The organism is Halomicrobium sp. IBSBa (genome assembly GCF_017612575.1).
Taxonomy (GTDB): domain Archaea; phylum Halobacteriota; class Halobacteria; order Halobacteriales; family Haloarculaceae; genus Halomicrobium.
This window is the reverse complement of the sequence record NZ_JADPQC010000001.1, coordinates 559,608-585,912: the sequence shown is the minus strand read 5'-3', so window position 1 is coordinate 585,912 and position 26,305 is coordinate 559,608. Positions and strand designations below refer to the sequence as shown.

The 26,305-nt window shown below is 67.5% G+C and carries 22 protein-coding genes; 13 read left to right on the top strand and 9 right to left on the bottom strand.

Features of this window, described 5'->3' with window-relative positions; translation table 11 throughout:
• The first annotated feature begins 7 nt into the window (after nucleotides 1–7).
• Entirely contained in the window at nucleotides 8–3,586 is a 3,579-nt protein-coding gene (gene smc / locus IL252_RS03090) for a chromosome segregation protein SMC (RefSeq protein WP_208626615.1), read from the top strand.
• On the top strand, nucleotides 3,579–4,661 hold the full coding sequence (locus IL252_RS03085) for a ScpA family protein (RefSeq protein WP_208626614.1): 1,083 nt from the start codon (nucleotides 3,579–3,581) through the stop codon (nucleotides 4,659–4,661). The genes smc and IL252_RS03085 overlap by 8 nt, the downstream gene beginning before the upstream one ends.
• Nucleotides 4,662–5,015: 354 nt before the next feature.
• Here the strand turns inward: IL252_RS03085 and IL252_RS03080 are convergent, their stop codons facing one another.
• A complete protein-coding gene (locus tag IL252_RS03080; protein WP_170095003.1) occupies nucleotides 5,016–5,966 on the bottom strand; it encodes an AEC family transporter in 951 nt (316 codons plus the stop codon).
• Between the two features lie 114 nt (nucleotides 5,967–6,080).
• On the opposite strand from IL252_RS03080, the gene IL252_RS03075 reads away from it, so the two are divergent.
• From IL252_RS03075 to IL252_RS03030, 10 genes are all read left to right on the top strand, one after another.
• Complete coding sequence (locus IL252_RS03075) at nucleotides 6,081–6,983, top strand: PhzF family phenazine biosynthesis protein (RefSeq protein WP_208626613.1); 903 nt, start codon at nucleotides 6,081–6,083, stop codon at nucleotides 6,981–6,983.
• A gap of 286 nt (nucleotides 6,984–7,269) precedes the next feature.
• Nucleotides 7,270–9,552 carry a phosphoenolpyruvate synthase gene (ppsA, locus tag IL252_RS03070; protein WP_208626612.1) on the top strand — a complete coding sequence of 761 codons (2,283 nt, stop codon included), beginning with the start codon at nucleotides 7,270–7,272 and terminating at the stop codon, nucleotides 9,550–9,552.
• 68 nt (nucleotides 9,553–9,620) lie between these two features.
• Complete coding sequence (locus IL252_RS03065; protein ID WP_208626611.1) at nucleotides 9,621–10,571, top strand: chemotaxis protein CheY; 951 nt, start codon at nucleotides 9,621–9,623, stop codon at nucleotides 10,569–10,571.
• 41 nt (nucleotides 10,572–10,612) lie between these two features.
• Nucleotides 10,613–11,662, top strand: coding sequence for a tyrosine decarboxylase MfnA (gene mfnA / locus IL252_RS03060; RefSeq protein ID WP_208626609.1), 1,050 nt, complete (start codon nucleotides 10,613–10,615; stop codon nucleotides 11,660–11,662).
• 150 nt (nucleotides 11,663–11,812) lie between these two features.
• Nucleotides 11,813–12,382: a YqaA family protein gene (locus IL252_RS03055; protein ID WP_208626607.1), complete on the top strand. Its 570-nt coding sequence runs from the start codon at nucleotides 11,813–11,815 to the stop codon at nucleotides 12,380–12,382.
• 181 nt (nucleotides 12,383–12,563) lie between these two features.
• Complete coding sequence (metG, locus tag IL252_RS03050; RefSeq protein ID WP_208626605.1) at nucleotides 12,564–14,693, top strand: methionine--tRNA ligase; 2,130 nt, start codon at nucleotides 12,564–12,566, stop codon at nucleotides 14,691–14,693.
• A 44-nt stretch (nucleotides 14,694–14,737) separates the two neighbouring features.
• A complete protein-coding gene (locus IL252_RS03045; RefSeq protein WP_208626603.1) occupies nucleotides 14,738–15,127 on the top strand; it encodes a hypothetical protein in 390 nt (129 codons plus the stop codon).
• Nucleotides 15,128–15,151: 24 nt separating this feature from the next.
• Complete coding sequence (locus tag IL252_RS03040) at nucleotides 15,152–15,724, top strand: NfeD family protein (protein WP_208626601.1); 573 nt, start codon at nucleotides 15,152–15,154, stop codon at nucleotides 15,722–15,724.
• 169 nt (nucleotides 15,725–15,893) lie between these two features.
• Nucleotides 15,894–17,051, top strand: a complete 1,158-nt coding sequence (locus IL252_RS03035) for an SPFH domain-containing protein (protein WP_153554083.1) — start codon at nucleotides 15,894–15,896, stop codon at nucleotides 17,049–17,051.
• A 59-nt stretch (nucleotides 17,052–17,110) separates the two neighbouring features.
• Complete coding sequence (locus IL252_RS03030) at nucleotides 17,111–17,725, top strand: winged helix-turn-helix transcriptional regulator (protein WP_015763936.1); 615 nt, start codon at nucleotides 17,111–17,113, stop codon at nucleotides 17,723–17,725.
• A 123-nt stretch (nucleotides 17,726–17,848) separates the two neighbouring features.
• Here the strand turns inward: IL252_RS03030 and IL252_RS03025 are convergent, their stop codons facing one another.
• From IL252_RS03025 to IL252_RS03010, 4 genes are all read right to left on the bottom strand, one after another.
• Nucleotides 17,849–18,091, bottom strand: a complete 243-nt coding sequence (locus IL252_RS03025) for a hypothetical protein (protein WP_208626599.1) — start codon at nucleotides 18,089–18,091, stop codon at nucleotides 17,849–17,851.
• Between the two features lie 260 nt (nucleotides 18,092–18,351).
• Nucleotides 18,352–18,813, bottom strand: a complete 462-nt coding sequence (locus tag IL252_RS03020) for a DUF5615 family PIN-like protein (protein ID WP_208626597.1) — start codon at nucleotides 18,811–18,813, stop codon at nucleotides 18,352–18,354.
• A gap of 3 nt (nucleotides 18,814–18,816) precedes the next feature.
• Complete coding sequence (gene polX, locus IL252_RS03015; protein WP_208626596.1) at nucleotides 18,817–20,550, bottom strand: DNA polymerase/3'-5' exonuclease PolX; 1,734 nt, start codon at nucleotides 20,548–20,550, stop codon at nucleotides 18,817–18,819.
• A complete protein-coding gene (locus tag IL252_RS03010; RefSeq protein WP_208626594.1) occupies nucleotides 20,547–20,999 on the bottom strand; it encodes a DUF5788 family protein in 453 nt (150 codons plus the stop codon). The genes polX and IL252_RS03010 overlap by 4 nt, the downstream gene beginning before the upstream one ends.
• Before the next feature lie 191 nt (nucleotides 21,000–21,190).
• Between IL252_RS03010 and IL252_RS03005 the strand changes: the two genes are divergently transcribed.
• Nucleotides 21,191–21,412, top strand: coding sequence for a hypothetical protein (locus tag IL252_RS03005; protein ID WP_208626592.1), 222 nt, complete (start codon nucleotides 21,191–21,193; stop codon nucleotides 21,410–21,412).
• A 4-nt stretch (nucleotides 21,413–21,416) separates the two neighbouring features.
• Here IL252_RS03005 and citE read toward each other — a convergent pair whose 3' ends face one another.
• From citE to IL252_RS02985, 4 genes are read right to left on the bottom strand one after another with little or no spacing between them, the layout of a single operon-like run.
• Complete coding sequence (citE, locus tag IL252_RS03000; RefSeq protein WP_208626590.1) at nucleotides 21,417–22,466, bottom strand: L-malyl-CoA/beta-methylmalyl-CoA lyase; 1,050 nt, start codon at nucleotides 22,464–22,466, stop codon at nucleotides 21,417–21,419.
• Nucleotides 22,463–23,557, bottom strand: a complete 1,095-nt coding sequence (mch, locus tag IL252_RS02995; RefSeq protein ID WP_208626588.1) for a 2-methylfumaryl-CoA hydratase — start codon at nucleotides 23,555–23,557, stop codon at nucleotides 22,463–22,465. Before mch ends, citE begins: the two co-directional genes overlap by 4 nt.
• Nucleotides 23,554–24,876 carry a methylaspartate ammonia-lyase gene (locus tag IL252_RS02990; protein WP_208626586.1) on the bottom strand — a complete coding sequence of 441 codons (1,323 nt, stop codon included), beginning with the start codon at nucleotides 24,874–24,876 and terminating at the stop codon, nucleotides 23,554–23,556. Before IL252_RS02990 ends, mch begins: the two co-directional genes overlap by 4 nt.
• Nucleotides 24,866–26,305, bottom strand: coding sequence for a methylaspartate mutase subunit E (locus IL252_RS02985; RefSeq protein WP_208626584.1), 1,440 nt, complete (start codon nucleotides 26,303–26,305; stop codon nucleotides 24,866–24,868). The genes IL252_RS02990 and IL252_RS02985 overlap by 11 nt, the downstream gene beginning before the upstream one ends.

Below are 26,305 nucleotides of genomic sequence, written 5' to 3'. Positions count from 1 at the left end.
CGACCCCATGCACATCAAAGAGCTCGTCCTTGACAACTTCAAGAGTTTCGGCCGGAAGACACGGATCCCGTTCTACGAGGACTTTACCGTCGTTACCGGCCCCAACGGCTCGGGCAAGTCCAACATCATCGACTCGATTCTGTTCGCACTCGGACTGGCCCGCACCTCCGGCATCCGCGCCGAGAAACTGACGGATCTGATCTACAACCCCGGCCACGCCGACGAGGAGACCGACGGCAGCGGGGAGCGCGAGGCCAGCGTCGAGGTCATCCTCGCGAACGAGGACCGGACGCTCGACCGCTCGCAGGTGATCAACGCGGCCGGCACCGAGGACGTGGGCGACGTCGACGAGATCTCGATCAAGCGCCGCGTCAAAGAGACCGAAGACAACTACTACTCGTACTACTACATCAACGGCCGCTCGGTCAACCTCGGCGACATCCAGGACCTGCTGGCCCAGGCCGGCGTCGCGCCGGAGGGGTACAACGTCGTCATGCAGGGCGACGTGACCGAGATCATCAACATGACGGCCGGCTCGCGCCGGGAGATCATCGACGAGATCGCTGGCGTCGCTCAGTTCGACGAGCAGAAAGCCGACGCCTTCGAGGAACTGGAGGTCGTCCAGGAGCGAATCGACGAGGCCGAACTCCGCATCGAAGAGAAACGAGAGCGCCTCGACCAGCTGGCCGACGAACGCGAGACGGCCCTGCAGTACCAGGAACTCCGCGAGGAGAAAGCGGAGTACGAGGGGTATCGCAAGGCCGCAGAACTCGAAGACAAGCGCGAGGAGTGCGCGGAGATCAGCGACGAGATCGAGGCGCTGGAAGACGAACTCGCGGACCTCCAGCGCGAACTCGACGAACGCCAGGGCAAGGTCGTCCGCCTCGAAGACGAGCTCCAGTCGCTCAACACCGAGATCGAGCGCAAGGGCGAGGACGAACAGCTGGCGATCAAACGCGAGATTGAGGAGATCAAAGGCGACATCTCGCGGCTCGAAGACAGAGCCGCGACCGCCGAAGAGAAGGTCGAAGACGCCGAAAACGAGCGCCGGCAGGCGTTCGTCCAGATCGACCGCAAGCAAGAGACCATCGACGAGCTGGAGGGCGAGATCCGACAGACGAAAGTCGAGAAGTCGAACGTCAAAGCCGAGATCAACGAGCGCGAGGCCGAACTCGCAGACGTACAGGCGAAGATCGACGCGGTCGGCGAGGAGTTCGAAGAGGTCAAGTCGGAGCTAGAGGCCAAACGGACCGCGCTGGAAGCGGCCAAGTCGACGAAGAACGACTACCAGCGCGAGCAGGATCGCCTGCTCGACGAAGCGCGCCGCCGGTCGAACCAGCAACGAGAGAAACGCGACGCGATCGAGGACGCGGAGGCCGAAGTCCCCGACCTCGAAGCCGAGATCGAGGACCTGGAGACGGAACTGGAGAAAGCCCAGAAGAACTCGGCGACGATCACCGAGGTCGTCGAGGATCTCACGGCTGAGAAACGCGAACTCCAGAGCGACGTCGACGAGCTGGAAGACGAGATCAGCGGGCTCCAGCAGGAGTACGCGAACCTCGAAGCGAAGGCCGGGCAGGACGGTGACTCCTCCTACGGCCGCGCGGTGACGACGATCCTGAACGCCGGCATGGACGGCGTCCACGGCACCGTCGGCCAGCTGGGCGGCGTCGATCCCGACTACGCGACCGCCTGCGAGACCGCCGCCGGTGGCCGGCTCGCACACGTCGTCGTCGACGACGACACGGTCGGACAGCGGGGCATCGAGTACCTGAAGTCCCGCAACGCCGGCCGGGCGACCTTCCTGCCGATCACGGAGATGCACCAGCGGTCGCTGCCCAGCCTCCCCCAGCACGGCGGCGTCGTCGACTTCGCGTACAACCTCGTCGACTTCGATCCCGAGTACGCGGGCATCTTCTCCTACGTGCTGGGCGACACCGTCGTCGTCGCGGACATGGACACCGCCCGCGAGTTCATGGGCGAGTTCCGGATGGTCACGCTCGAAGGCGACCTCGTCGAGACCTCCGGCGCGATGACCGGTGGGTCCTCGTCGGGGACACGGTACTCCTTCTCCGGCGGACAGGGCCAGCTCGAACGCGTCGCGGCGAAGATCAACGAGCTGGAAGACGAACGCCAGGAGCGCCGCGAGGAGCTTCGCGACGTGGAAGAGCGCCTCGACGACGCCCGCGACCGACAGACCGACGCGAACGATCAGGTCCGCGAGATCGAATCCGAGATCGAGCGCAAGCGGGCGGCCATCGAGGATGCCCACGAGCGCGTCGAGCGCCTGGAGGCGGAACTGGCGGAGATCGAGGCCGAACGTGAGGATGTCTCCGACGAGATGGACGTACTGGAGGGGAAAATCGCCCGCCAGAACGAGGCCATCGCCATCGTCGAGGCGGACATCGAGGAGCTAGAGGCGGAGGTCGCCGACTCCCAGCTGCCGGCGCTCACCGACGAGGCCGACCAGATCAAACAGGCGATCGACGAACTGGAGAGCCGAGAGAGCGACCTCGACGCCGACCTCAACGAGCTCCAGCTGGAGAAACAGTACGCCGAAGACAACATCGAGGAGCTCCACGAGGACATCGAAGCCGCACAGAACCGCAAGGCCGAGGCCGAGGAACGGATCGCCGAACTCGAAGCCGAGATCGAAGAGAAACGCTCCCAGAAAGCCGCCAAAGAAGACGAGGTCGCGGAGCTGGAGGCCGAGCTGGCGGACCTCAAAAGCGAGCGCGAGGAGCTCCGCGAGGAGCTACAGGACGCCAAAGAGCGGCGCGACGAACAGCAGTCGAAGGTCACCGAACTCGAACGCGACCTCGACGACGCCACCGAGGAGCGCGAGCGCCTCGACTGGGAGATCGACGAACTCGAAGCCGAGGTCGGCGACTACGACCCGGACGAGATTCCGGACCACCACGTCGTCGAATCCCAGATCGGGCGGCTCGAATCCCGGATGGAGGAACTGGAGCCGGTCAACATGCGCGCGATCGACGAGTACGACGCCGTCGAGGCGGAACTGGACGAGCTGGAAGACAAGAAAGAGACGCTCGTCGAGGAAGCCGACGGCATCCGCGACCGGATCGAGACCTACGAGCAGCGCAAGAAGGCGACGTTCATGGACGCGTTCGACGAGATCAACGAGCAGTTCGAGGACATCTTCGAACGGCTCTCGAACGGGACGGGGCACCTCCACCTCGAAGACGAGGCCGACCCCTTCGAGGGTGGCCTGACGATGAAGGCCCAGCCCGGCGACAAGCCGATCCAGCGGCTCAACGCCATGTCCGGGGGCGAGAAGTCCCTGACTGCGCTGGCCTTCATCTTCGCGATCCAGCGGCACAACCCCGCGCCGTTCTACGCGCTGGACGAGGTCGACGCCTTCCTCGACGCCGCCAACGCCGAACTGGTCGGCGAGATGGTCGACGAACTCGCCGGTGACGCCCAGTTCGTCGTCGTCTCCCACCGCTCGGCGCTGCTCGACCGCTCCGAGCGAGCTATCGGCGTGACGATGCAAGACGACAACGTGAGCGCGGTGACCGGGATCGACCTCACCGGGAAGATCGGGGAGGTGCCCGCCGATGACTAGCGAGTCGCCCGAGGACCAGCGGGACGAGGGGGACTCGAATACGCGAACGGGGAGCGAAGCGACCCGTGAGCAGAGCGGGAGTTCCGAGGACCAGCGGGACGAGGGGGACTCGAAAAAAGCGACCCGTGAGCAGAGCGACGACGGCGACGACATCCCGCTGAACATCGCCGGGCACGACGATCGGACACCGCCGAGCGAGGCCGATCCGGACGACCCCTTCGGAGCGGCAGGCGACGACCCGGACGGCGAGTCGGAGACGGTCGAAGCCGGCGAGGGCGACGACGAAGACGACGAGGAAGAAGTCGAGCCCGTCGAGGTGCTGGTCCAGCTCGCCGACGCGGGGGAGATCGACCCGTGGGACATCGACGTGGTGCGGGTGACCGACAAGTTCCTCGAAGTGATCGACGAAGCAGACTTGCGGACCTCCGGGCGGGCGCTGTTCTACGCGTCGGTGCTGATTCGCATGAAGAGCGACGCGATGCTGAACGACGAGGACGAGGAAGCACCGCCGGCCGAGCCCTGGGAGGCGGCGATGGCCGGGGACGATCCCATCGACGAGCCGGACCCCTTCGCCTCGCTGGAACAGGAGATGGATCGGCGACTGGAGCGCCGTCGGGCACGGGGGATGCCCCAGACGCTGGACGAACTGGTGCGAGACCTCCGGGAGGCCGAGCGCGATTCCTGGTGGAAGGAATCACGCAGCTACGACACGAGCGACTCGCCGTCGGGGTTCCGCCGCGGGACCCAGGAACTGGACTACCGCGGGGCCGAGGACGTGCGGATGGACGACGAGCCGACCGCCGACGAGGTGACGGCAAACACCCACGGCGAGGACATCGACGCGATCGTCGACGAGGTGTACGAGGCGGTGCGCGAGCAGTACGACGCCGGCCGCGAGGAGGTCCTGTTTCGGGAGGTCCACCAGATCGGCGGCTCTCGGGTCGAGACGTTCCTGGGGCTGCTCTTTCTCTCTCACCGCGGGCAGGTCCGTCTCCAGCAAGACGAACTGTTCGGGGACCTCTGGATTCAGGACCCCAACGCCGTGACCGGCTCCGAAGAGGCACTGGCCGACTAGCGGGACCCGGCGTGTCGACGCCGCTGATCGACTGATTCTGGCCAGCACCGCGGCTCGCGGGTGTGAACTGGCAGCGGTGCTGGTGGCGTAAGAAGTGTTAAATACCTGTATTGTGTAAGATATTAACACACATGACGCCGACGAAGCTCCGCGAACGCCTCCGAGAGCGCGAGGATCGCATCGACACCGAGCAGTTCCTCGACGCGCTCACCTACGTCCGCGACGACGGCCGGCACTGATCCAGCGGCGGGCCGTCGACGCCCGCTCCAGTGGCGACTCCGTCCACTCGTCACTACTGCCGTCGTTTTTCCGTCGATAGTTCGCGGCCACCAGATCGACGACGCTCGATCTCGGTCAGACGATCGCCCCGGACTGGAGGACGGCCACCAGCAGCGTGACCGTCGCGACGCTGCCAAGCGTCGTCACGAGCACGGACGTGCTGACGAACTGACCGGCCGACAGGCCGTCGTTCTCGCCGCTGAACGCGCCGACGAGGATGACGGGAGTCACCGCCGTCGGCGCGGCAGTGAGCAGGACGAACGTCCGCGCGACGACGGGATCGCGAAAGCCGACCGCGAGTGCGATCCCGACGCCGACGAGGGGCGCGACGGCGAGTTTCGCCACGCTGGCGACGCCGACCCGCCGCACGGTCTCGTCGACGCTGACGTTCGACAGGCGGATCCCGAGGATGAGCAGCATGACCGGGATCGAGGCGTTGCCCAGCATCTCGATGGTCTGCATCGCGGCGCTGGACTCGGGCGGCACGACCCCGAGCCACCGGGCCGCCAGCGTCCCGACGACGGCGTAGACCAGCGGGATCGAGAAGACGCGTTTCATGCTGCTCAGCGGGTTCCCGTCGTCGCCACGAGCGGCGATGTAGACGCCGACGGTGTACAGCAGGACGCCCTGCAGCGCCGTGACGAGAATCGCGGTGCTGCGACCGGTCGGGCCGAATGCGAACTCCGAGAGCGGGATGCCGAAGTTGCCGACGTTGGGGAAGGCGACGACGAGAACGAACGCGCCAAGCAGCGGCTCGGTCTGTCCCTGGAGTCGGCCGACGGACTCGGCGACGGCGATCATCGCCGCCGAGAAGGCGGTGACGGCGACGACGACGCGCAGGAGCGTCGCGGCGGGGAAGGGAGTGGTCGCGAAGCTGTAGACGACGAGTGCCGGCGCGAGCACGTAGACGGTGACCGTGTTGAGCGCGCCCGGATCCACGTCCCGAAACCGACCCAGCAGGTAGCCAGCACCGGCGACGGCGACGACCGGCAGGATCGCCGTCGCGAAAATCGAGAGCAGCGACACGGTCGGGAGTCTGTCCAGCAGGGACACAACGCTGTCGGTCTCGTCGCTGACGGTGTCGGGCTGGCGGGCCCGTCGACCACCAAGCCTTACTGCCGGCGGCGAGTCTGAGCGGGCATGGACACGCGACAGGCGCTGCTCGTCGACGCCTTCACCGACGAGCCGATGGCGGGCAATCCGGCGGGCGTCGTGCCGGACGCGGAGGGACTGGACGACGAGCAGTTCGGCAAGATCGCTTCGGAGCTGGGTGCCAGCGAGACGGCGTTCGTGCTCCCGGACGACGAGGCGGATCGGCGGCTGCGTTACTTCACGCCCGAGTGCGAGGTCGATCTCTGTGGGCACGCGACCGTCGCCGCCCACGCGCTCCTCTACGAGGACGACCGGCTCGACGCCGGGACCCACACGCTGGCGACGGCCGCGGGCACGTTCGAGATCGAGATCGACGACGACGGCACCGTCTGGATGGAACAGGCGACCGCCACGGTGAGACCCGTCGACGTGGCCGACGAGGACGTGGCCGACGCTCTGGGAATCGACGTGGCGACGCTGCGGGACGTGGGTGCGGACTTCCCGCTCTCGGTCGCTTCGAGTGGCCTCCCCTTCCTCGTCGTGCCGGTGAACTACTTCGAACACCTGCGGGACGCCCAGCCGGACATGACGGCGATCGAGTCGCTCTGTGAATCGGTCGGTGCCGAGGGGCTGTACGCCTTCACCTTCGACACGCTGGACGGCGACGCGACGATCCACGCGCGGGCGTTCGTCCCGCTGGCCGGCGTTCCGGAGGACCCCGTCACGGGCACCGCCGCCGGGGCGGCGTGTGCCTATCTGCGCCGGCACAACGCGCTGGACGGCGAGCGCGAGGAGATCGTCGTCGAACAGGGCCACTTCCTCGACCGCCCCGGCCGCGTCCGCGTCGTGACCGACGGCCACGACGTGCGTGTCGGCGGGCAGGCGGTGACGACACTCGACGGAGAGCTAACCGTCCCCGACAGCGAGGACGACGACATCATCGAAGCCTAGAGCGCGGTCGACCGAGCAGCGGCCTCGTACGGACGGTTGTCGCGATGTACCGGTGAGCGCCCCGTCCCAACGCTCACCGATGAGCAACGACGCCGTTCCGTCGCAGTGATCTCTCATACTGCCGGCTGTACGTTTGTGAAGCATTTCGCGACCCCGTGGTCGCGAATCTCTTGCAACAGTTACAGCCGGCAGTATCAATCCTTCTTTCGGATCCGAGTGACTCCCGCTGAAACGTGCCGGAACCGGCAATACCATAATGGTCGTTCATGATGGTACGAACGCGCACATGGCACTACGCTGGCTCGACGACATCACGGCCGACGACGTAGACAGCGTCGGCGGCAAGGCGGCATCTCTCGGTGAACTCGCGGGCGCTGGCCTCCCGGTTCCGCCCGCGTTCGTCGTTACGGCCGACACGTATCGCTCGTTCGTACAGGACACCGGTATCGAGGCGGCGCTGTCCGAGACCGTCGACGTAGACACCGAAGACTCCCAGGCACTGGCGGCCGCGGCCGAGCACGCACAGGAGCTGATTCTGGAGACCGCCGTCCCCGATTCGGTCCGGGACGAGCTGCTGGCGGCGTTCGACGATCTCGACCACGACGTGGTCGCGGTCCGCTCCTCGGCGACGGCGGAGGACCTCCCGGACGCCTCCTTCGCCGGCCAGCAGGAGACGTTTCTCAACGTCGGCCGGGCCGATCTGCTCGACCGGGTCCGGGAGTGCTGGGCGTCGCTGTTCACCCAGCGAGCGATCTACTATCGCCAGGAACAGGGCTTCTCTCACGACGCGGTCGACATCGCGGTCGTCGTCCAGGCGATGGTCGACGCCGACGAGAGCGGCGTGCTGTTCACGAGCCACCCCTCGACGGGAGCCGAGCGAGCCATCGTCGAGGCCGCGTGGGGACTGGGCGAGGCGGTCGTCTCCGGGGCGGTCTCGCCGGACAACTACGTCGTCGACCGCGAGAGCGGCCGGGTCGAGGAAGTGACCGTCGCCGAGAAGAAGGTGATGCACGTCCGGGACGGCGACGACACCGTCGAACGAGCGGTCCCGGACGACAAGCGCGAGCAGCGCGTCCTGGGGACCGAGACGCTCGATCAGCTCGTCGAGATGGGCGAGCGGGTCGAAGACCACTACGGGACGCCCCAGGACGTCGAGTGGGCGATCGCCGACGACACGCTGTATCTCCTCCAGTCTCGACCGATCACGACGATCGACGAGGACGGTGCCGCCGACGGGATCGACGCCGGGGTCGCCGACGGCGGCGCGATGACGGGCCAGCAGGACGGCGTCCTCGTCTCCGGGCTGGGGGCGAGTCCGGGCCAGGTCGCCGGCTCGGTCCGGCTGGTCTCCAAGCTCGACCAGCTGGACAAAGTCGAACCGGGCGACATCATCGTCACGGAGATGACGACGCCGGACATGGTGCCGGCGATGGAGCGGGCCGCCGGGATCGTCACGGACCAGGGCGGGATGACCAGCCACGCCGCGATCGTCTCGCGCGAGCTTGGCGTCCCGGCGGTGGTCGGCACCGACGCCGGGACCGACCGGCTACAGGACGGTCAGGACGTGACGATCGACGGCGACAAGGGGATCGTCGAGCCCGGCGCGACCGCTGCCGCCGACGAGCCCGAGCCGGCGTCCGTCGCCGACGGCACCGACACCGGTCCCGCTCCCAAGCCGATGACGGGCACCGAGATCAAGGTCAACGTCTCGATCCCCGCGGCCGCTGAGCGGGCGGCCGCGACCGGTGCCGACGGCGTCGGCCTGTTGCGGATCGAGCACATGATCCTCTCGACGAGCAAGACGCCCGAACGCTACGTCGAGGACCACGGCGAACGGGCCTACGTCGACGAGATCGTCGACGGCGTCCGGACCGTCGCCGAGGCGTTCTACCCGCGTCCGGTCCGGGTCCGCACGCTGGACGCGCCGACCGACGAGTTCCGCCAGCTCGACGGCGGCGAGAACGAGCCCGCCGAGCACAACCCGATGCTTGGCTATCGAGGAATCCGCCGGAGCCTCGACCGGCCGGAGACGTTCCGGCTGGAGCTGGACGCGATCGCTCGCCTGTACGATCTGGGCTACGACAACGTCGAGATCATGCTCCCGCTGGTCAACGACGCCGAAGACGTGTTGCAGGCCCGCCAGCTGCTCGAATCAGCCGGCATCGACCCCGACAAGCGAACGTGGGGCGTGATGGTCGAGACGCCGGCCAGCGCGCTGGGCATCGAGCAACTGTGCGAGACCGGAATCGACTTTGCCTCGTTCGGGACGAACGACCTCACACAGTACACGCTCGCGGTCGACCGGAACAACGAGGCCGTCGCGGGACGCTTCGACGAGCTGCACCCGGCGGTGCTCGAACTGATCGGCCGCACGATCGAGACCTGCCGCGAGCACGACGTGGCGACGAGCATCTGCGGGCAGGCCGGCTCCAAGCCCGAGATGGTCCGCTACCTCGTCAACGAGGGCGTCACCTCGATCAGCGCCAACGTCGACGCCGTCCGCGACGTGCAACAGGAGGTCAAGCGCGTCGAGCAGCAACTCCTGCTTGAGTCGGTCCGCGAGTCGTAGCGACCCGAGTCGGCTTTCGGACCGCGTTTCGGGGATACTGTTTTCAGCCGGCGCGGTGGAGTGGTCGTATGGACGAACTCTCGCCGCCCGAGGCCAAGAGCGTCAGTGCGGGAGTCGAGTACGTCCCGTTCGGCATTCCGGGACTGGACGGTGCCGTCAGAGGCATCCCGACGGGCAGCGCAGTGTTGCTCGCGGGCGCGCCCGACGCCGGCAGCCACGCCTTCCTGTACACGAGCCTCGCCTCCCTCATGCTCGCGAAACACGAGCCGGCGCTGTACCCGCGACGGCTGGGCGACGCGCGCGAGGCGATCCCCGAGCGCGTCAGCTACGTCTCGCTGACTCACGACCGAGACCACATCTACAGCGAACTCGACGCCGTCCTCGACTCCGAGCAGTTCGAGGTCCTGACCGACCACCTCACCGTCGCCGACTTCTCCCAGCAGTTCCTCTCGGCCGTCGACGTGCCCGCTGCGCTGTACGACCAGCGCCGCGACGACGTGCCCGCGCCGACCGAAGACGACGACAGCGGCGTCGCCGGGCTGCTCGACGACGTGACGCTGCCGGACGAGCGCTCGACGGAGACCGACGACGCCGACGACGTGTCCGCCTTGCTCGACGAGATCAGCGAGTACGTCGCCGACAACGGCGACGACGCGCTCCTCGTGATCGACGGGCTCTCGGACCTCCTCCTGGCGACGAACTTCGGGCTCGATCGCAGCGCCGTGCTCGGCTTCCTGCTGGGGTTGCGCGAAGCGGTCGTCGGCTGGGACGGGATCGCCTACGTGGTCTACGAACGCCGGGCCGCCGACGTGCGAAGCGATCCCGACATCCACGGACTGCTCCACGGCTCGGTCTTCTTCTACTCGAACGACCAGGGTCACGACACGTATCGAACCATGCGCGTCGGCTCTTTCGGCGGCGCGCTGGACACCGAACGCCAGACCGTCTTCGAGAGTTCGGTCGGGCCGGCGGGCCTCCGGGCGAAGGCGACCAAGAAGATCGGTCCGTCGAACTGGTAGGAACACAACGCCTAAAGTCGTCAAGTCCGTGTTCGTAACTGATGCAGCGGGCCGAGCCCCAGTCGTTCGAACGTGTTCTCTCGTCGATGTGTACCGAACCCCACCCGACGGCTCGGCAGGCGGCCGAGCGGTTCCTCGCGACGAATCCGGGCGATCCGGGGACGTACGAGACGGTCGCCGACCTCGAACGCGAGGCCGTCGAGCAGCTGGGAACGATCGCCGGCCTCGGCGATCCCGCGGGCTACGTCACCAGCGGCGGCACCGAGGCGAACGTGCAGGCGATCCGGATCGCGCGCAACCGCGGCGACACCGACGACCCCAACGTCGTCGCGCCGGAACACGCTCACTTCTCGTTTACGAAGGCCGCGGAGATGCTCGGCGTCGAGCTTCGGACCGCACCCGCGACCGACTACCGGGCGGACATGGACGCGATGGCCCACCTCGCGGACGACGACACCGTCGCCGTCGTCGGCGTGGCCGGCACCACCGAGTACGGCTACGTCGATCCGATCCCGGCCATCGCCGACCTCGCCGACGAGGTCGGCGCGCTCTGTCACGTCGACGCGGCGTGGGGCGGCTTCTACCTCCCCTTTACCGACCACGACTGGCACTTCGGACACGCCGACGTCGACACGCTGACGATCGACCCACACAAGGTCGGGCAGGCCGCGGTGCCGGCGGGCGGACTGCTCGCGCGCTCGCCCGATCTCCTCGACGAGCTGGCGATCGATACGCCGTACCTTGAATCGCGGAGTCAGGTCACGCTGACCGGGACGCGCTCTGGGGCCGGCGTCGCGAGCGCCGTCGCCGCCATGGACGCCCTCTGGCGGGAAGGGTACCGTGAGACCTACGAACGGGCAATGGACAACGCCGAGTGGCTCGCCGAACAGCTCGACGTACGGGGCCACGACGTGATCGGCCCAGAACTGCCACTCGTGGCGGCGGACCTCTCGATCCCGATGACGACGGAGCTGCGAGAGCGTGGCTGGCGCGTCTCCAAGACCGGCAGCGGCGAGATGCGTGTCGTCTGTATGCCCCACGTCACCCGGTCGATGCTGCGCTCTTTCGTCGCCGATCTGGACTGGTACTGATTCTGGCGGCGTCGCTCTGTGACCGATCTCGCCACCCGAGTAGCGGATATCGCCACGACGCAGGCGACAGTACGACGGCGACCGGGAGTATAGAGCGGTACCGACGCGACATATCAACACTTACTACGCCCCTCACGTTAGGCCCTGTCAGTGGTGCTCGATGGGTTCGTGCTGTTTCTGTCCGACTGTGGAACAGCGACAGATCCGACGGGACTCGAAGAAGCGGTCTGTACGGCGACCGGGCCGTTCGGACTGCTCATTATCGGCGTCTACTCGTTCCTGATCGCGTTCCTGTTGCCGTTCCCGAGCGAGGTCGTTCTCGCTCCCAGCGGAACGTTGCGACTCGGCCTCTCGGAACCGGCGACGATCGCCGTCATCATCGTCGTCAGCGGGGCGGGCAAGGCCCTTGGCAGTCTCTTCGCCTTCCACATTGGCCAGGAGACCAAAGAGTACGGGCCACTGCTCTCCCTGCTGGAGCGGTCTCGGTTCGACATTCTGGGCTGGTCCGAGCGCAAGACGGTCTCGATCGCCAAGAAGTACGGCTACGCCGGCCTCGCGCTGGCGCTGTGTGTGCCTTTCTTCCCCGACACGCTCTCGATCTACGCGTTCTCGATCCTCGAAGACGACTACCTCAAGTTCGCGACTGCCACCTTCTTCGGGAGCGCCGGCCGGCTGGTCGTGACCATCGGGCTCGCCGCGGGCTTTTTCGCGATCTTCTGATACGGATTATTGTAGCCGTTTTCCCGGTCGACCGCACCACGGTGGCGGTCACTCCGGTAAAGATCGACAATAATCCGTATGACACCCTCGGCCGTGCGGCGTTTTCCTCCGACACCGACGGCGGCGAGCACGCGGCTGCAAATCGGCACACTTTCCACAGCCACGGCGGTATCGATCCGATATGAGTGACCAGCAGTTCCCCACCGACAATCCCGCAGTGGTGACGGTCGGGTTGCCCTACGCGAACGGCGACCTGCACGTCGGCCACCTGCGTGGCTACGTCAACGGCGACGTGTACGCCCGCGCGCTTCGGCGCGTCGGCCAGCAGACCGCGTTCGTCTGTGGCTCTGACATGCACGGCACGCCGATCGTCGTCAACGCGGGCGAGGAGGGCGTCGATCCCGAGGCGTACGCGCTGGAGTACCACGAGACCTACGCCGAGACCTTCCCGCAGTTCAACGTCGAGTTCGACAACTACGGTCACACCCACGACGCCACGAACCAGGAACTCACCCAGGAGTTCGTCCGCTCGTGGGTCGAGCAGGACCACGTCTACGAGAAGGAGATCCAGGTGGGCTACGACCCCGAAGCCGACCAGTGGCTCCCGGACCGCCTCGTCGAGGGCACCTGCCCGTACTGCGGCGAACGGGCGCGTGGCGACGAGTGCGACGAGGGGTGTCAGCGCCACCTCGAACCCGGCGAGATCGAGGACCCCGTCTCGACGCGGACGGGCAACGCCGCCGAGTACCGCACCCGCGAGCACAAGTTCCTGCGTCTGAACGACTTCCAGGAGTACCTCCAGGGCTTTCTCGACCGTCTCGACGGCACCGACAACGCACAGAACCAGCCCCGCGAGTGGGTCGAGGGCGACCTGCAAGACCTCTGTATCACGCGGGACATCGACTGGGGAGTCGACTACCCGGCAGACGCCGACGACGCGGAGACCGAGGAGGACCTCGTGCTGTACGTCTGGGTCGACGCCCCGATCGAGTACGTCGCCTCCACGAAGCAGTACACCGAGCGGGTCGGCGAGGACACCTACGACTGGGAGTCGGTCTGGAAGGTCGACGGCGAGGAACGTCACGGCACGGAGTGGGACGACGACTGGACCGACGAGGCCGGCGAGATCGTCCACGTGATCGGCCGGGACATCATCCAGCACCACGCCGTCTTCTGGCCGGCCATGCTCCGTGGCGCGGGCTACAACGAACCCCGCGCGATCCTCGCGACGGGGTTCGTCAACATCGACGGCAAGTCCCTCTCGACCTCCCGGAACCGCGCGGTGTGGGCCGACGAGTACCTCGACGCCGGCTTCCACCCGGACCTGTTCCGCTACTACATCGTCTCCGGGTCGGGCATCGAGACCGACGTGGACTTCTCGTGGGACCGCTTCGCCGAGCGAGTCAACGGCGAACTCGTCGGCAACGTCGGGAACTTCCTCTACCGGTCGCTGCTGTTCGCCCAGCGCAACTACGGCGGCACGCCAGACACCGAGGTCAGCGACGACGTGCGCGAGCGCATCGAGGACGCCATCGAGACCTTCGAGGACGCGGTCGACGACTACGAACTGCGTGCCCTCGCCGACGTGGGCGTCGAACTCGCCGACTTCGGCAACGAGTACATCCAGCGCAACGAGCCCTGGAACCTCGTCGACGACGATCCCGAGCAGGCCCAGCAGGTGATCCGGGACTGCGTCCAGCTCTCGAAGGCCGTCGCGATCTTGCTCCAGCCGGTGCTGCCGGAGAAGGCCGAACGGATCTGGGGGCAGCTCGGCGAACAGGGCTCCGTGGCTGACGTCCCGCTCGACGCCGCACTGGCGACGCCGCCCGCCGACTTCGACGAGCCGACGGAGCTGTTCGGACAGGTCGAGGACGACCACATCGAGGGGCTGAACGATCAGCTCCAGCGCCGCGTCGAGGCGGCCAGTGACGACGAGGGCGACGACGAGAGCGACGAAGACGACGAGACGGTCGAACTCGAACCGCTGGAAGACGAACGCATCGGCTTCGAGGCGTTCGAGGGCGTCGACATGCGCGTCGGCGAGATCGTCGCCGCCGAAGACATCGCCGACTCGGACAACCTCCTCGAACTCGAGGTCGACATCGGAATCGAGACCCGGCAGGTCGTGGCCGGCCTGAAGGGGCTTCACGACGTGGACGACCTCCCCGGAACGCGGGTCGTCCTCCTCGCCAACATGGAGAAAGCGGAGCTGTTCGGGCGCGAATCCAACGGGATGATCCTCGCGGCCGGCGACGACGCCGACCTGCTGACGACTCACGAGGACTCGCCGCTGGGGACCCGGGTCCACTGATCGGACGCAGGGAGCTTTTGTACCACCACCTGTAATGACGGCGTATGGCAAACGACGCCGACTCCGACGACTGGAAGTTCTCGGTCGACGAGGTCGGCCCCGACGCGGAGACCGCGACGAACGGCCACGACGAGGCGGTCGAGCTGTCCAGTGAGGACGTACCGGAACCGCTGGTCGATAAGGGCGAGGACGACGCTGGCGGCAACGTCGCCGGGAGTCTGCTCTCGGCCGGGCCGATCGAACCCCAAGTGGCGAGCCGCGAGAACGCTCTCTTCGTCGTTCTCGGCGTCTACCTCGCAGTCTTCGGGTTCGCGGCCATGCTCGCACCCGGCTTCGTCTCGTCGCTCCAGAACGTGCTCGTCCTCGGCGGCGGACTCCTCGTCGTCGCCCTGCTGTCTTTCGGCGTCTTCGGACTCCTGACCCCGGAGACTTAATCCGCCGGAGGCCGTAGGTCGCGTATGTCTCTGCTCAGCGAATCGCTCTCGACGCTGCTCTTCGTCGGTGGAGCCCTGTTGCTCGTCGCCGAAGCGGTCGCTCCGGGCGCACACTTCTTCGTGCTGGGCGTCGCACTCCTGACGGCGGGCGTCGTCGGGCTCTTCTCGCCGGTCGGGGGTGCACTCGGGATTCTCGTGCTCGCCGCCGCCGTCCTCGTGACCACCGGGCTGACGCTGTGGGGGTACCGTCGTATCGACATCTACGACGGCGAAGGCTCTGCACAGACGCTCGACTCGGACTCCCTGCGGGGCAAGTTCGGCCGCGTCACCGAGCGAGTCACCCAGACCGACGGAGAGGTGAAGCTTCAGGACGCCGGCTTCAACCCCTACTACCAGGCTCGCAGCGTCGACGGTGAAATCGAAGAGGGGGCGGAAGTGATGGTCGTCGACCCCGGCGGCGGCAACGTCGTCACCGTCGAGGCCGTCGCGGGCGGCGACGAGATCGACCGACAGCTCGAAAACGACCGCGAACAGTCGGTGACCGACGCCGAACCGGAACGCGAGTTCGACCCCGACGTCGAGTCCGACGCCGCCTGAGACGGAACGTCGTCGCTGCTTCGCGGTGAGCGCTGGGACGGGGGAGACGCTCACCGAGGCATCGCTACAGTTGTCCGTACGAACGGTCACCGTGTGCGATTTGTAAGCAGAGACTACCTGTCACGACGACCGAAGGCTTTTCTTTTAGCCACCCCGAGGTTCGGACGATATGCTTCCAAGTGTCGTCCTCCAAGGAGGGGGGATCCTGTTCGTCGCAGTGGTCTTCCTCCTGCTCGCCGTCGCACTGGTGTATTCGAGCATCGTCATCATCCGCCCGTACCAGCAGGGTGCGTACACGGTCCTCGGTTCGTATCGTGGCCTCCTCGATCAGGGGATCCACTTCATCTATCCGTTCGTGTCCGACGTGACGCGGTTCGACATGCGAACCCAGACACTCGACGTGCCCCGCCAAGAGGCGATCACCCGGGACAACTCCCCGGTGACCGCCGACGCCGTCGTCTACATCAAGGTGATGGACCCGAAGAAGGCGTTCCTCGAAGTCGACAACTACGAGCGGGCCGTCTCGAACCTCGCCCAGACGACGCTCCGTGCGGTGCTTGGCGACATGGAACTCGACGACACGCTCAACAAGCGCCAGGAGATCAACTCGCGCATCCGGAAGGAACTCGACGAGCCCACCGACGAGTGGGGGGTCCGCGTCGAGAGCGTCGAGGTCCGCGAGGTCAATCCGTCGAAAGACGTCCAGCAGGCCATGGAGCAACAGACCTCCGCCGAACGGAAACGCCGTGCCATGATCCTGGAAGCGCAGGGTGAACGTCGCTCTGCCATCGAGACCGCGGAGGGTGACAAGCAGTCCAACATCATCCGCGCACAGGGTGAGAAGCAGAGCCAGATCCTCGAAGCGCAGGGTGACGCCATCTCGACCGTGCTCCGCGCCAAATCTGCCGAGTCGATGGGCGAACGCGCGATCATCGACAAGGGCATGGAGACGCTGGAAGGGATCGGCGGCAGCGAGTCGACCACCTTCATCCTCCCCCAGGAGCTCACCTCGCTGGTGGGCCGCTACGGCAAGCACCTCACCGGCTCGGACGTGAAGGAGAACGGCCACGTGCTCGAGGGCCTGGAGTTCGACGAAGAGGCACGCGAGATGCTGGGACTCGACGACATCGAGGAGATCCTCGGTCAGATCGACCAGGAGGCCCAGGTCGACGTCGAAGAGATGGAACAGCAGGCCCAGAAGATCAAACACGGCGAAGACAGCACCGACATCCAGGACCCCAACGAGGCCATCGAGGAGATGGACCAGGAGTTCGGTGACGGCGGCAACGCCCCTGGCGACGGTAGCACCGACGAAGACGATCTGTAGGCCAGGTAGTCACCACAGTCGAAGCCGTTTTATTACTGGTGTACGTAGCTGAACCAGACATGGGTGGGGATGGTCCGGTCGACGAATCGAAGCGTGCGACGCTGCGCCGGTTCGCCGCGCTCGGTGCGGCGGGTCCGCTGGCGCGTTTCTCTGACAGCGACGGGGACTCCGAGAGCGACGCCCGCGAAGCGATCGCGGGCTACGTCTCGACGACGCCCGGCGCGCACTTCTCGAAGATCAGAGACGACCTCCAGCTCGGGACTGGCGAGAGCCAGCATCACCTCCGGCAACTGGCCGAGGACGGACGGATCGACAGCTACCGCGACGGCGACTACCGGCGCTTTTTCGCGGCCGGACAGTTCTCCGAGCGGGAGATGGTCGTGTTGAGCTATCTCCGCCGCGAGACGCCGCGTGGGATGCTCGTCGCGCTGCTGAGAGATCCGTCGGCGACGGGCGGGGACCTGGCGGCGACGCTGGACGTGTCTCGGCCGACCGTCAGCAAGTACGCGAGCGAACTGGAGAGTGTGGGCCTGCTCTCGCGAGACGACGGCTACGCGGTCGAAGAGCCAGAAACCGTCCTGACGCTGCTCGTTCGCTACGCGGACTCCTTCGGTGAGCACGCGGCCACGCTCGCTACCGAGGCGGCCGATCTCGTCTCGTACGATCCGGAGTGAGACGGCGAACTGTCGTCGTTTTCCGGTCGACTACAGGTCGCTGTCGGGGGGCGTGACCGACAGCCGGCCGTCGGGGCACTGACTGGGGCACTCCGAGAAGCGACGAACGAGTTCGACGAGCGGTCAGCAGGTGACCTTCCACGTCGTCGCCGAGGAGTAGCCCCACTTCTCGACGTCGACGTCGAACTCGCCGTCTTCGATGGCCGTCATGTTCGTCCCGACTTCCTTCGCGGAGAGACCGAGTTCGTTGCCGATGAGCCGGGACTTGAAGTACGTCTGTGTGTCGGCGTTGTCTCGCAGGAACTCGAGGATGCGGCGCTGTTTCTCCGAGAGGCGCGTGTCGGCCGCCGTCGCTGTCGTGCTCATACACCATCGTTCGGATCAGATACTCTTAGGGGGTTTGGTACGGTCGGTTAACCCGCTGCCGTCTTGCGATTTTTGCGTCGGCTCGGCCGGCCGGTCCGTGCTCACTCCGCTCTGAGTGGGGCGGTTGGTACGGGTGGGTAACACCCGCATACCGGCCCGTGATGATACGGAGTCGTCGACGTTTACCCAGTCGACGACACGACAGCGTGCGGTCGATCTGGTAACGATCTACAACAACCCGTCTCGTACTGCCGGTAGTATCAGTCCTCGATTCCGGCGATCGTCTCGGCCACGTCGTCCCAGTGGCTGCCCTGCCAGAAGTGCTGTCCGCAGGCTCGACAGCGCCACACGTCCGTCTCGTCGGGCTCCGGTGCGTAGTCGGGCGTCGAGCGGTCGGCGTCGACGGCGTCCAGTCGCCCGTTGCAGTCGCCACAGTACGCGGGTTCGTCATCGACGGCGAGTTCGAAGCCCGCCGCCGACAGCGCCGAGAGCTGTGTCTCGATCGTTCGGCCGTCGAGCAAGATCGCGTCGGGACTCCGGCTCGCGAGGTCGCGATCCCTGGTGACGATCCGTCGCCCTTCGCGCCGGGCCAGCGCGAGGAGCGCCTCGTCCGGCGCGTCCGGGGCGATGTCCCGATCGAGCGCGTAGGCGGCGTCGTAGCCACACATCCGCAGGTACGTCGCGAGCTTCCCGCACATCACGTCGAGCAGGAGGTCGGTCATCGGTCAGTGGAGGAACGACCGCACGTCGTCGACGTGCCACGCGTTGAGTACGTTCGCGGGCTCGGCCCAGCCGCGTCGGCCGGTGTGGACGCCGTACCTGAGGCTGTCGAAGCCGGCCGGCGAGTGAGCGTCGGTGTCGATGGCGACGGTCGCACCGGCCTCGATCGCCGTCTTGACCGCGCTGCCAGCGAGGTCCAGGCGCGCCGGGTCGGCGTTGATCTCCAGTGCCGTGCCGTGGTCGGCGGCGACCGTCGCCAGCCGCGATACGTCCACGTCGAGGCCCGGACGGCGGTTGAGGTAGCGACCGGTCGGGTGGCCGACGACGTCGACGGCCGGGTGTCGGGCCGCCGCGACCAGCCGCTCGGTGCCGTCGCCGTCGAGCGCGGCGTGGGGCGAGGCCACCACGAGGTCGAGGTCGGACAGCAGGTCGTCGCCGACCGACACCGTTCCGTCGGCCGCGACGTTGGCCTCGACGCCCGCGAACACGTCGATCGCGGCGTCGTCGGCCGCCGCCCGGATCTCGCCGAGCTGGTCGCGCAGTTCCTCGTCGTCGAGGCCGACGCCGCCGACCATCCCCGGCCCGGTGGCGTGGTCCGTGATCGCGAGGTAGTCGTGGCCGAAGGCGGCCGCCCCCTCGATCATCTCCGCGACGGTAGCGCGGCCGTCCGACCAGGACGTGTGCGTGTGGAGGTCGCCGCGAATATCGTTCGTCTCGACGAGGTCCGGCAGCTCCCCTTCGACGGCGGCCTCGATCTCGCCGCGGTTCTCTCGCAGTTCCGGGGGAACCCAGTCCATCTCCAGCGGGTCGTACATCGACGCCTCGGTCTCGCCGCCGATCTTCTCGCCGGCCCGCTGGTCGTCATCTTCGACCCCGGCCACGTCGAAGATGCCGTACTCGTTGACCTTCAGATCGCGCTCGATCGCGCGGTTCCGGACGGCGACGTTGTGGGCCTTGCTGCCGGTGAAGTACTGGAGGGCGGCCCCGAACTCCTCGGGGACGACGACGCGCAGGTCGATCCGGACGCCGTCGGCCCGCAGGCTCGCCTTCGTGTCGCCGGCCTCGATGACGCTGTCGGCCTCGGGCCAGTCGGTGAACGCGGCGACGACCCGCTCGGCGTCGTCGCTGCCGACGAGCACGTCCACGTCGCCGATCGTCGCCCGCCAGCGTCGCAGCGAGCCCGCGAGCTCGACCGACGCGACCGCGTTGACGGCGTCGAGATACTCGACGACACGCTCGCCGTTGGGGCGGGCGTCTCCGAGCAACTGCCGTTCGTGGGCCTCGCGGGCGAAGTCGATGCCGTCGAGGATGTTCTGCTCGGTCTTGGCTCCGAACCCCTTTACCGTCTGGATGTCACCGGCCTCGGCGGCCGATTCGAGGTCGTCGAGCGTCTCGATCCCCAGTTCCTCGTACAGCGTCCCGGCGGTCTTGGGGCCGACGCCCTCGACGCTGGTGATCGCCGCCATGTCGAGAGGGTACTCCTCGCGCAGTTCGTCGAGTTCCGCGATCCCTCCAGTCTCGACGTACTCGACGACCTTGCTCGCGATGGCGTCGCCGACGCCGTCGATCTCGCCGACGGCGTCCTCGCCCTCCTGGGCGAGGCTCTCCACTGCCTGTGGGTACTCGCGGATGTTCTCCGCGGCGCGGCGGTACGCGCGTGGCTTGTAGTCGACGCCCTTCGCGTCCAGCAGGTCCGCGAAGGCCTCGAACTGCCGGGCGATCTCGTCGTTGCGACTCATCGGCCGCGACTCGCCCTCCCGGTACCGGAGTCGGCGTCTTCGTGGCCCAGCGCCTTCTTGAGGAACTGCATCCAGCGTTTCTTGTCGGCAGCTTCCTTGGCCTGGGCCTCCTGCTCGATGTCGGCCGGGCCGAGCTGTTCGAGGGCGTTCAGCGCCCGGTCGATCCCGATGATCGACTTCGCGAGGCGCTCTCCCTGCGCGAACGTGATGTCGTCGTCCTCGATGCGCTGTTTGCGCTGGCGGCGCTCGCGTCGGAGGTTGCGCTTGGCGTTCTCGACGCGCTCGCGTTCTCCGGCGGGGATCGTGTCCCGGCGCTTGATCTCGAAGACGAACGACTGGAGTTCGATCGTCTCGCCTTGCACCTCGATCGCTTCGGGGATGTCCACGCCGACCGTCGCGCTCTCCCGGCCGATGCGTTCGAGCAACTGCTCGCGCTCGAAGTCTTTCACGTGGTCATCTTCGGTCGGGAGGGTCTTACTCGCTTCGCCCGCCGCTGCACGGACCGCCCTCGTGCCGGCTCGGACACCGGCGGGCTCGTCGCACCGACATAGGGAATGGAGAGAACGACCCAAGGCATAATATCACACACTGGGGACAAACTTTTGCAGCAACTCTCTGCTATAAATACCGGAGTGATCGTATGCTCAAATGCAAAATCTGTGGCGACCGATACGCGAAGCAGTTCGGACAGTGTGCCAAGTGTACTGCAAAGATCGGCAAGAAAAAGAAAAAGAACTGTACCGGTAGCGGCTGTGGGAAGACGATCGTAAAAAAGATCACCAAATCTGCGATCCGGAAGGGCGTCATGGAGGCTGTCTGCCCTGGCTGTGGGATCACCGTCGAGTTCAGCGTCGATCTCTGATCGCTTACGTCGAGCCCTCGAACCCCAGCTCGACGGCGCGCGCACGCTCGACGAGGTCGGCGTCGTAGCGGTCGGCCGTCTGTTCGGGGTGGGTCTCGTCGATGGCACGGACCGTGGCGACGGTGTTGGCGAAGTTCTTGTACGTGGCTTCGTCGACCATCTGGCCGTCCAGCACGACCGCGCCCGACCCCTCGGCCTTGGCTTCGACGAAGCGTTCGATCTTGCCCACGTCGCGCTCCAGTTCCTCGGCGGTCGGCATGTGGATGCGGTTGGCCTGGACGGTCTGTTTGGGGTGGAGCGACCACGAGCCGTCGATGCCGATGGTCGCCTCGCGGGTCACCTGGTCGGCGTAGCCAGGTGCGTTGTAGTAGGTCACTCCCGCCCGCTCGTGAAAGAGCTGGTCGAAGGGGCCGCCGACGGCGACGAGATCGGCGGCGCTGGCCTCGTTCGAGAGCCGTTCGAGCATCGCGGCCCACTGCGGGCGCTGGCCGTCCATCGCGCGCCCGCCCAGCTCTGCGGTGTAGTCCACCGGTCCGAAGATCAGGCCGGTCAGACGCGAGTCCTCGCCCAGCCGTGCGATCTCTCGCAGGTCCGAGAACGCCCTCGCCGTCTCGACGATCACGGAGAGGCCGATCGACCCGTCGTCGTACCCGTACGCGCGTTCGGCCTCCGCGACGGCCGCGCGGGCCCGTTCTACGTCGTCTCGTCGGCCGACTTTCGGGACGACGACGCCGTCGAGGTGGTCGCCGGCCTCGCCGACGAGGCGGTCGATCTGGTCGACGCCTCGCTCTCGGAAGCTCGGGTCGGCGTAACTCCACTCGACGCGGGGCCAGATCTCGCCCCCGAAGTCGGGGCCGTACTCGGGGAGCCGGTCGATCGTGTTTTCGAGCGCTTCGGCTTTCATCGAGGGCGCGGTGCCGTCCTCGATGTCGGGTGCGAGCCAGTCCGGGGCCTCGAACCCCTCGGCGGTGAGCCCGGAGTCGAGGTACTTTGCCGAGTTCTCGCGCGGGACGGCGGCCGGTGCGGTCTGGAAGGTGCGACAGAGTCGTGTCATTGGTGTCGGCTGTCGATGAGTGCGGTTCGCCGGCCGGAGTAGACCGGGCGGCGGTCCTGGTCGAACGCGACGTGTTCGAAGGTCACTTCGCCGGCCCGCGGCGGGCCGGGGTCGGGGTCGGCTTCGAGGACGCGCGTGAAGCCGTAGATCGTGTCTCCAAGCGTCACGAAGTCGTGGAACGATTCGTCGTGATAGGCGCGCTCGCGGTACGTGGCCTCGTCCGAGCGGGCGTGGGCCAGCGCGACCGAGCGGGTCACGTCCCCGTAGGCCACGATATCCCCGGACGGCGAGTCGGCCATGGCGTCGCGGTTGTGGTGCTGGCGGGCCGTGTTCAGCGTCGCCAGCGGGAGCCCGGCCACGAGCTGGTCGTCCATCGTCCGACCGCGCTCGTGGCGGTAGGCGACCGCAGCGTCCGGGTCGTCCCCGACGCGATCGAGCGCCGCCCGAAAGTCCTCGAAGTGGGGGCCGTCGGGGGCGATCAGCGTCGCCGGCAGGGAGTCGTCGGACGCTCCCTCCTCGACCGTCTGCTCGTCGTCGGCCTCCCGCTCGTCGTCGGTCACCTGCCCGCCGTCGGCCGCCGTGGGGGTGCGTCGCGGGACCATGTTCGTCCGCTCGTAGCTGACCAGCACGGCGTCCGTCTCGGCGTCGTAGCCCGCCGTCTGCCAGGTGACGATCCCGTAGTCGGGCCGGGAGTTCGAGGTGGCGGTCGACTCGACGGTCGATCGGGTTCTGATCTCGGTCCCCGGCAGGACGGGCTCGTGGAACCGGAGGTCGGTCCGGCCGAGGAAGTACCCGCCCTTCTCCGAGAGATCCTCGACGGTCGCGCCCATGACGCAGGCGAGCAGGTAATCCGGGTGGATCGGTGGCTCGGGGAAGTCCCGCTCGCGGGCTGCGTCGGTCCGCCAGTAGGCGGGATCGTGGTTCAGCGTCTGGCCCATCCACCGCTCGGTGCCGGGCCGGTCGAGCACCAGCCCGGGCTCGTGCTCGATGGTCTCGCCGACCTCGAAGCGCTCGAAGTAGTGACCCTTCTCGCGGGTCTCCGCGCGGTCGAGGGCCGACGCGAAGGCGTCGGGGTCGGTCCACTCGCTCATCGGCGACCACCGCCCGCCCGGCCGGGACCGGGATCGCGACGCGGGGCGTCCCCTCGCTCGGCGGCGTCGGCCCCGGTCGCTCGTCCGTCCATCCGTGCCACCGTCCGGCGCATCTCGTTGGTAACGATCATGTACCCCTCGTCGAAGCCCATGCCGGGCTTTGCGAGCACCTGCGCTGCGTCGGTCGCCAGCGCGACGTGGGCACAGGCCCGCGCGGAGGTCGCCGTCTCGTTGCAGGTGCCACCGAGGTACGCGCGGGTGTCGGTGCCCTCGCAGTAGCGGACCGCGCGGGCCGACCGCTGGATACCGCCCAGGTCCGGCGTCTTGATCTGGACCACGTCCGCGGCCTCGTGGTCGACGAAGCGACGCACGTCGTCGAAGGTGTTGCACCACTCGTCGGCGACGACGTCCACCGCGACGCCCGCGTCGGCGAGGGCCTCGCGGAGTTCGGCCATCGCGTGGATCTGATCGGCCCGCCCCGCGGCGTCCATCGGCCCCTCGACCTGCAGCGGGTAGGGGGCCGCCGCCCGTTCGAGCGCCGCGAAGTAGTCGGTGACTTCGGGGCGGTCGTAGGGCGGTCCGAACAGTTCGCCGATCATCCCGTACACGTCGACGTGGAAACGGGGCTCGTACTCCGGGCGTCCGAGGTCGTCCGTGCGTGTCGACAGCCAGTCGAGGTAGTCGACCAGGCCGTCGCCGTCCGCGCCCATCGCGTCCGTCGAGTTGAACAGGCCGTGGGGCAGGACCGGGACGCCCTTGACGAGCATCTTCTCGGCGTTGGTGTATCGCTCGTCGCCGGACTGGCCGAACACCGGGACGGGCTCCGTGGCCGGTTCCGTGCCCAGCGCCGTCGCGAGCACGTCGGTGGGCGTGCCGCGAGTCGCGTGGGCGGCGGCGTTCAGCAGTGCCTGCGAGACCCCGTAGCGGACGGCCGTGTGCAGGCGGCCACCCTGGCGAGAGGGGAGCGCTTCGACGGCCGTGACATTCTCGTCGAAGTGGGTCGCGTCTCGTCCGCGCAGTACGTCGGCGATCTGCTCCTCGACGACCGACGCGAACTCGTCGGCCCGGAAGCGTGGGTCGCGGCCCCCGGCCCCGGAGTACTGGACGGCGGCACAGTCGCCTCGCACCCACCGGCCGTCGCCCAGCTGGAGTTCGACGAGCAGACTCTCGCCGGCCTCCCGGATTCGATCGAAGCCGTCGGTCACCGGCTCGCCCTCGTAGGCGAACCCGTCGCGGTTGGCCCCCTCCTTGATCGCGCGCTGGTCGTCGAAGAAAAAGCCGGCGACGCCGGGCGTCGCCCGGACGGACTCAATCCGCATCCGTCTCACCCCGGCGACCGATGAGCTTGCCGTCGCTGATGGCGTCCACGTCGTCGGCGACCATCTGGAACGACTGGGCTCGGCCCTCCCGCTCGGCGCGCTTGCCGAGCTTGTTCTCGTGGATCTCGCGGACCTCGTCGGGCACTGCGAGATCCCCGAACTCGAACATCCGGACGCGGCCGTCGTCGTCGCGGGCCGGCAACACCGCACCCGCCGCGGCGTCGCTGGGGGCGAAGGGCACGTCCATCGCGCCCGACTCGAAGGCGCGGATCACCCCCTGGGCCACGTCGCCGTCGCCGTGGCGGTCGATCGCGTCCATCAGCGCGCGCGTCGTCTGTTCGATCAGTCGCTGCTCCTCGTCGACGCCAGCGAGGTCGATGTCCTGTTCGATGGTCATGTCGATGAGCTGCCGCGTCGTCCGCAGGCCCGCGGCGTTGGCCTCCTTGGTCGGAACGCCCTGGAACTCCTGTGGGGACTTGGTGATGACCTTGTCGGGCTTCGCGACCGCCGCCGTGACGCCGCCGAGGCCGATGACGCCGCTGGCACGCGCCTCGTCGGGCGGGAACCCGCCCATCCACTCGTGGAAGACGGTGGTGACCGTCACGTCGTCGGGGAGATACTCCTCGCCCAGCGCGCGCAGCGCACGCAGCGCGGCCACGTCCTGGACGACGTTGCCGACCTGGCCGTAGCCAAGCGTCAGCGAGCGCACGCCCTGTGTGGCCGCGAGCAGCCCCTCGACCAGCATCACCGCGATGGCGATGGCCGGCGGGACCAGCGTCCCCGTCAGCGGGCCGAACGGCTCGCGGTTGACGACGACGCCCCGTTCCGCGTAGGCCCCACAGAGGCGGTCGACGAACTGCCAGTGTGTGATCGTCTCCGCCAGGCTGTGGCCCTTCGTGTAGGGGATGTTGTACGAGATGGGGCCGCCCTCGAAGCTCTGGAAGCCACCCGCAAGCGTCACCATCGCCAGCAGGCGCGCGTCGGGCGTGCCGTGGCGCACCTCGATGGGAGTGTCCAGCGCCCGCACGAGCCGGCGACAGTCTTCGACGCCGTGGTTGACCGCGGGGAACCCGTTCAGCGCGTCCTCGTCGCTGTTGCGCGAGGCCGCCAGCCCCTCCTCTGCCTTCTCGTACTCGTTGTCGCGGGTGTAGGAGTCGATCGTCGTCGGGAGCAGGTCCGCCCCGCCCTGCTGTTCGAGGTACTGCAACAGCTCGATCTGTGCTTCGAGACAGGGGACGCCCGCGCGTGGCTGGAGCAGGGGCTGGTCGGCCGACTCCAGCACTGGGGCGAACTGTTTGCCGGCCGGGAGCGACTCGTGGAAGGCGATCGCCTCCTCGAAGTCGACCTCGCGGCCGGTGTGCCACTCGTCGCGGAGTCCGCTGGCGAGTCGCTGTAGCTCCTCGCCGGCGAGCCGCTGGTCGCGGGGCAT

What these genes read in the sequence shown, in the direction of transcription:
- smc (WP_208626615.1), top strand. Translation starts at nt 8, where the DNA reads ATGCACATCAAAGAGCTCGTCCTTGACAACTTCAAGAGTTTCGGCCGG.
- IL252_RS03085 (WP_208626614.1), top strand. Translation starts at nt 3,579, where the DNA reads ATGACTAGCGAGTCGCCCGAGGACCAGCGGGACGAGGGGGACTCGAAT.
- IL252_RS03075 (WP_208626613.1), top strand. Translation starts at nt 6,081, where the DNA reads ATGGACACGCGACAGGCGCTGCTCGTCGACGCCTTCACCGACGAGCCG.
- ppsA (WP_208626612.1), top strand. Translation starts at nt 7,270, where the DNA reads ATGGCACTACGCTGGCTCGACGACATCACGGCCGACGACGTAGACAGC.
- IL252_RS03065 (WP_208626611.1), top strand. Translation starts at nt 9,621, where the DNA reads ATGGACGAACTCTCGCCGCCCGAGGCCAAGAGCGTCAGTGCGGGAGTC.
- mfnA (WP_208626609.1), top strand. Translation starts at nt 10,613, where the DNA reads ATGCAGCGGGCCGAGCCCCAGTCGTTCGAACGTGTTCTCTCGTCGATG.
- metG (WP_208626605.1), top strand. Translation starts at nt 12,564, where the DNA reads ATGAGTGACCAGCAGTTCCCCACCGACAATCCCGCAGTGGTGACGGTC.
- IL252_RS03045 (WP_208626603.1), top strand. Translation starts at nt 14,738, where the DNA reads ATGGCAAACGACGCCGACTCCGACGACTGGAAGTTCTCGGTCGACGAG.
- IL252_RS03040 (WP_208626601.1), top strand. Translation starts at nt 15,152, where the DNA reads ATGTCTCTGCTCAGCGAATCGCTCTCGACGCTGCTCTTCGTCGGTGGA.
- IL252_RS03035 (WP_153554083.1), top strand. Translation starts at nt 15,894, where the DNA reads ATGCTTCCAAGTGTCGTCCTCCAAGGAGGGGGGATCCTGTTCGTCGCA.
- IL252_RS03030 (WP_015763936.1), top strand. Translation starts at nt 17,111, where the DNA reads ATGGGTGGGGATGGTCCGGTCGACGAATCGAAGCGTGCGACGCTGCGC.
- IL252_RS03025 (WP_208626599.1), bottom strand. Translation starts at nt 18,091, where the DNA reads ATGAGCACGACAGCGACGGCGGCCGACACGCGCCTCTCGGAGAAACAG.
- IL252_RS03020 (WP_208626597.1), bottom strand. Translation starts at nt 18,813, where the DNA reads ATGACCGACCTCCTGCTCGACGTGATGTGCGGGAAGCTCGCGACGTAC.
- polX (WP_208626596.1), bottom strand. Translation starts at nt 20,550, where the DNA reads ATGAGTCGCAACGACGAGATCGCCCGGCAGTTCGAGGCCTTCGCGGAC.
- IL252_RS03005 (WP_208626592.1), top strand. Translation starts at nt 21,191, where the DNA reads ATGCTCAAATGCAAAATCTGTGGCGACCGATACGCGAAGCAGTTCGGA.
- citE (WP_208626590.1), bottom strand. Translation starts at nt 22,466, where the DNA reads ATGACACGACTCTGTCGCACCTTCCAGACCGCACCGGCCGCCGTCCCG.
- mch (WP_208626588.1), bottom strand. Translation starts at nt 23,557, where the DNA reads ATGAGCGAGTGGACCGACCCCGACGCCTTCGCGTCGGCCCTCGACCGC.
- IL252_RS02990 (WP_208626586.1), bottom strand. Translation starts at nt 24,876, where the DNA reads ATGCGGATTGAGTCCGTCCGGGCGACGCCCGGCGTCGCCGGCTTTTTC.
- IL252_RS02985 (WP_208626584.1), bottom strand. Translation starts at nt 26,305, where the DNA reads ATGCCCCGCGACCAGCGGCTCGCCGGCGAGGAGCTACAGCGACTCGCC.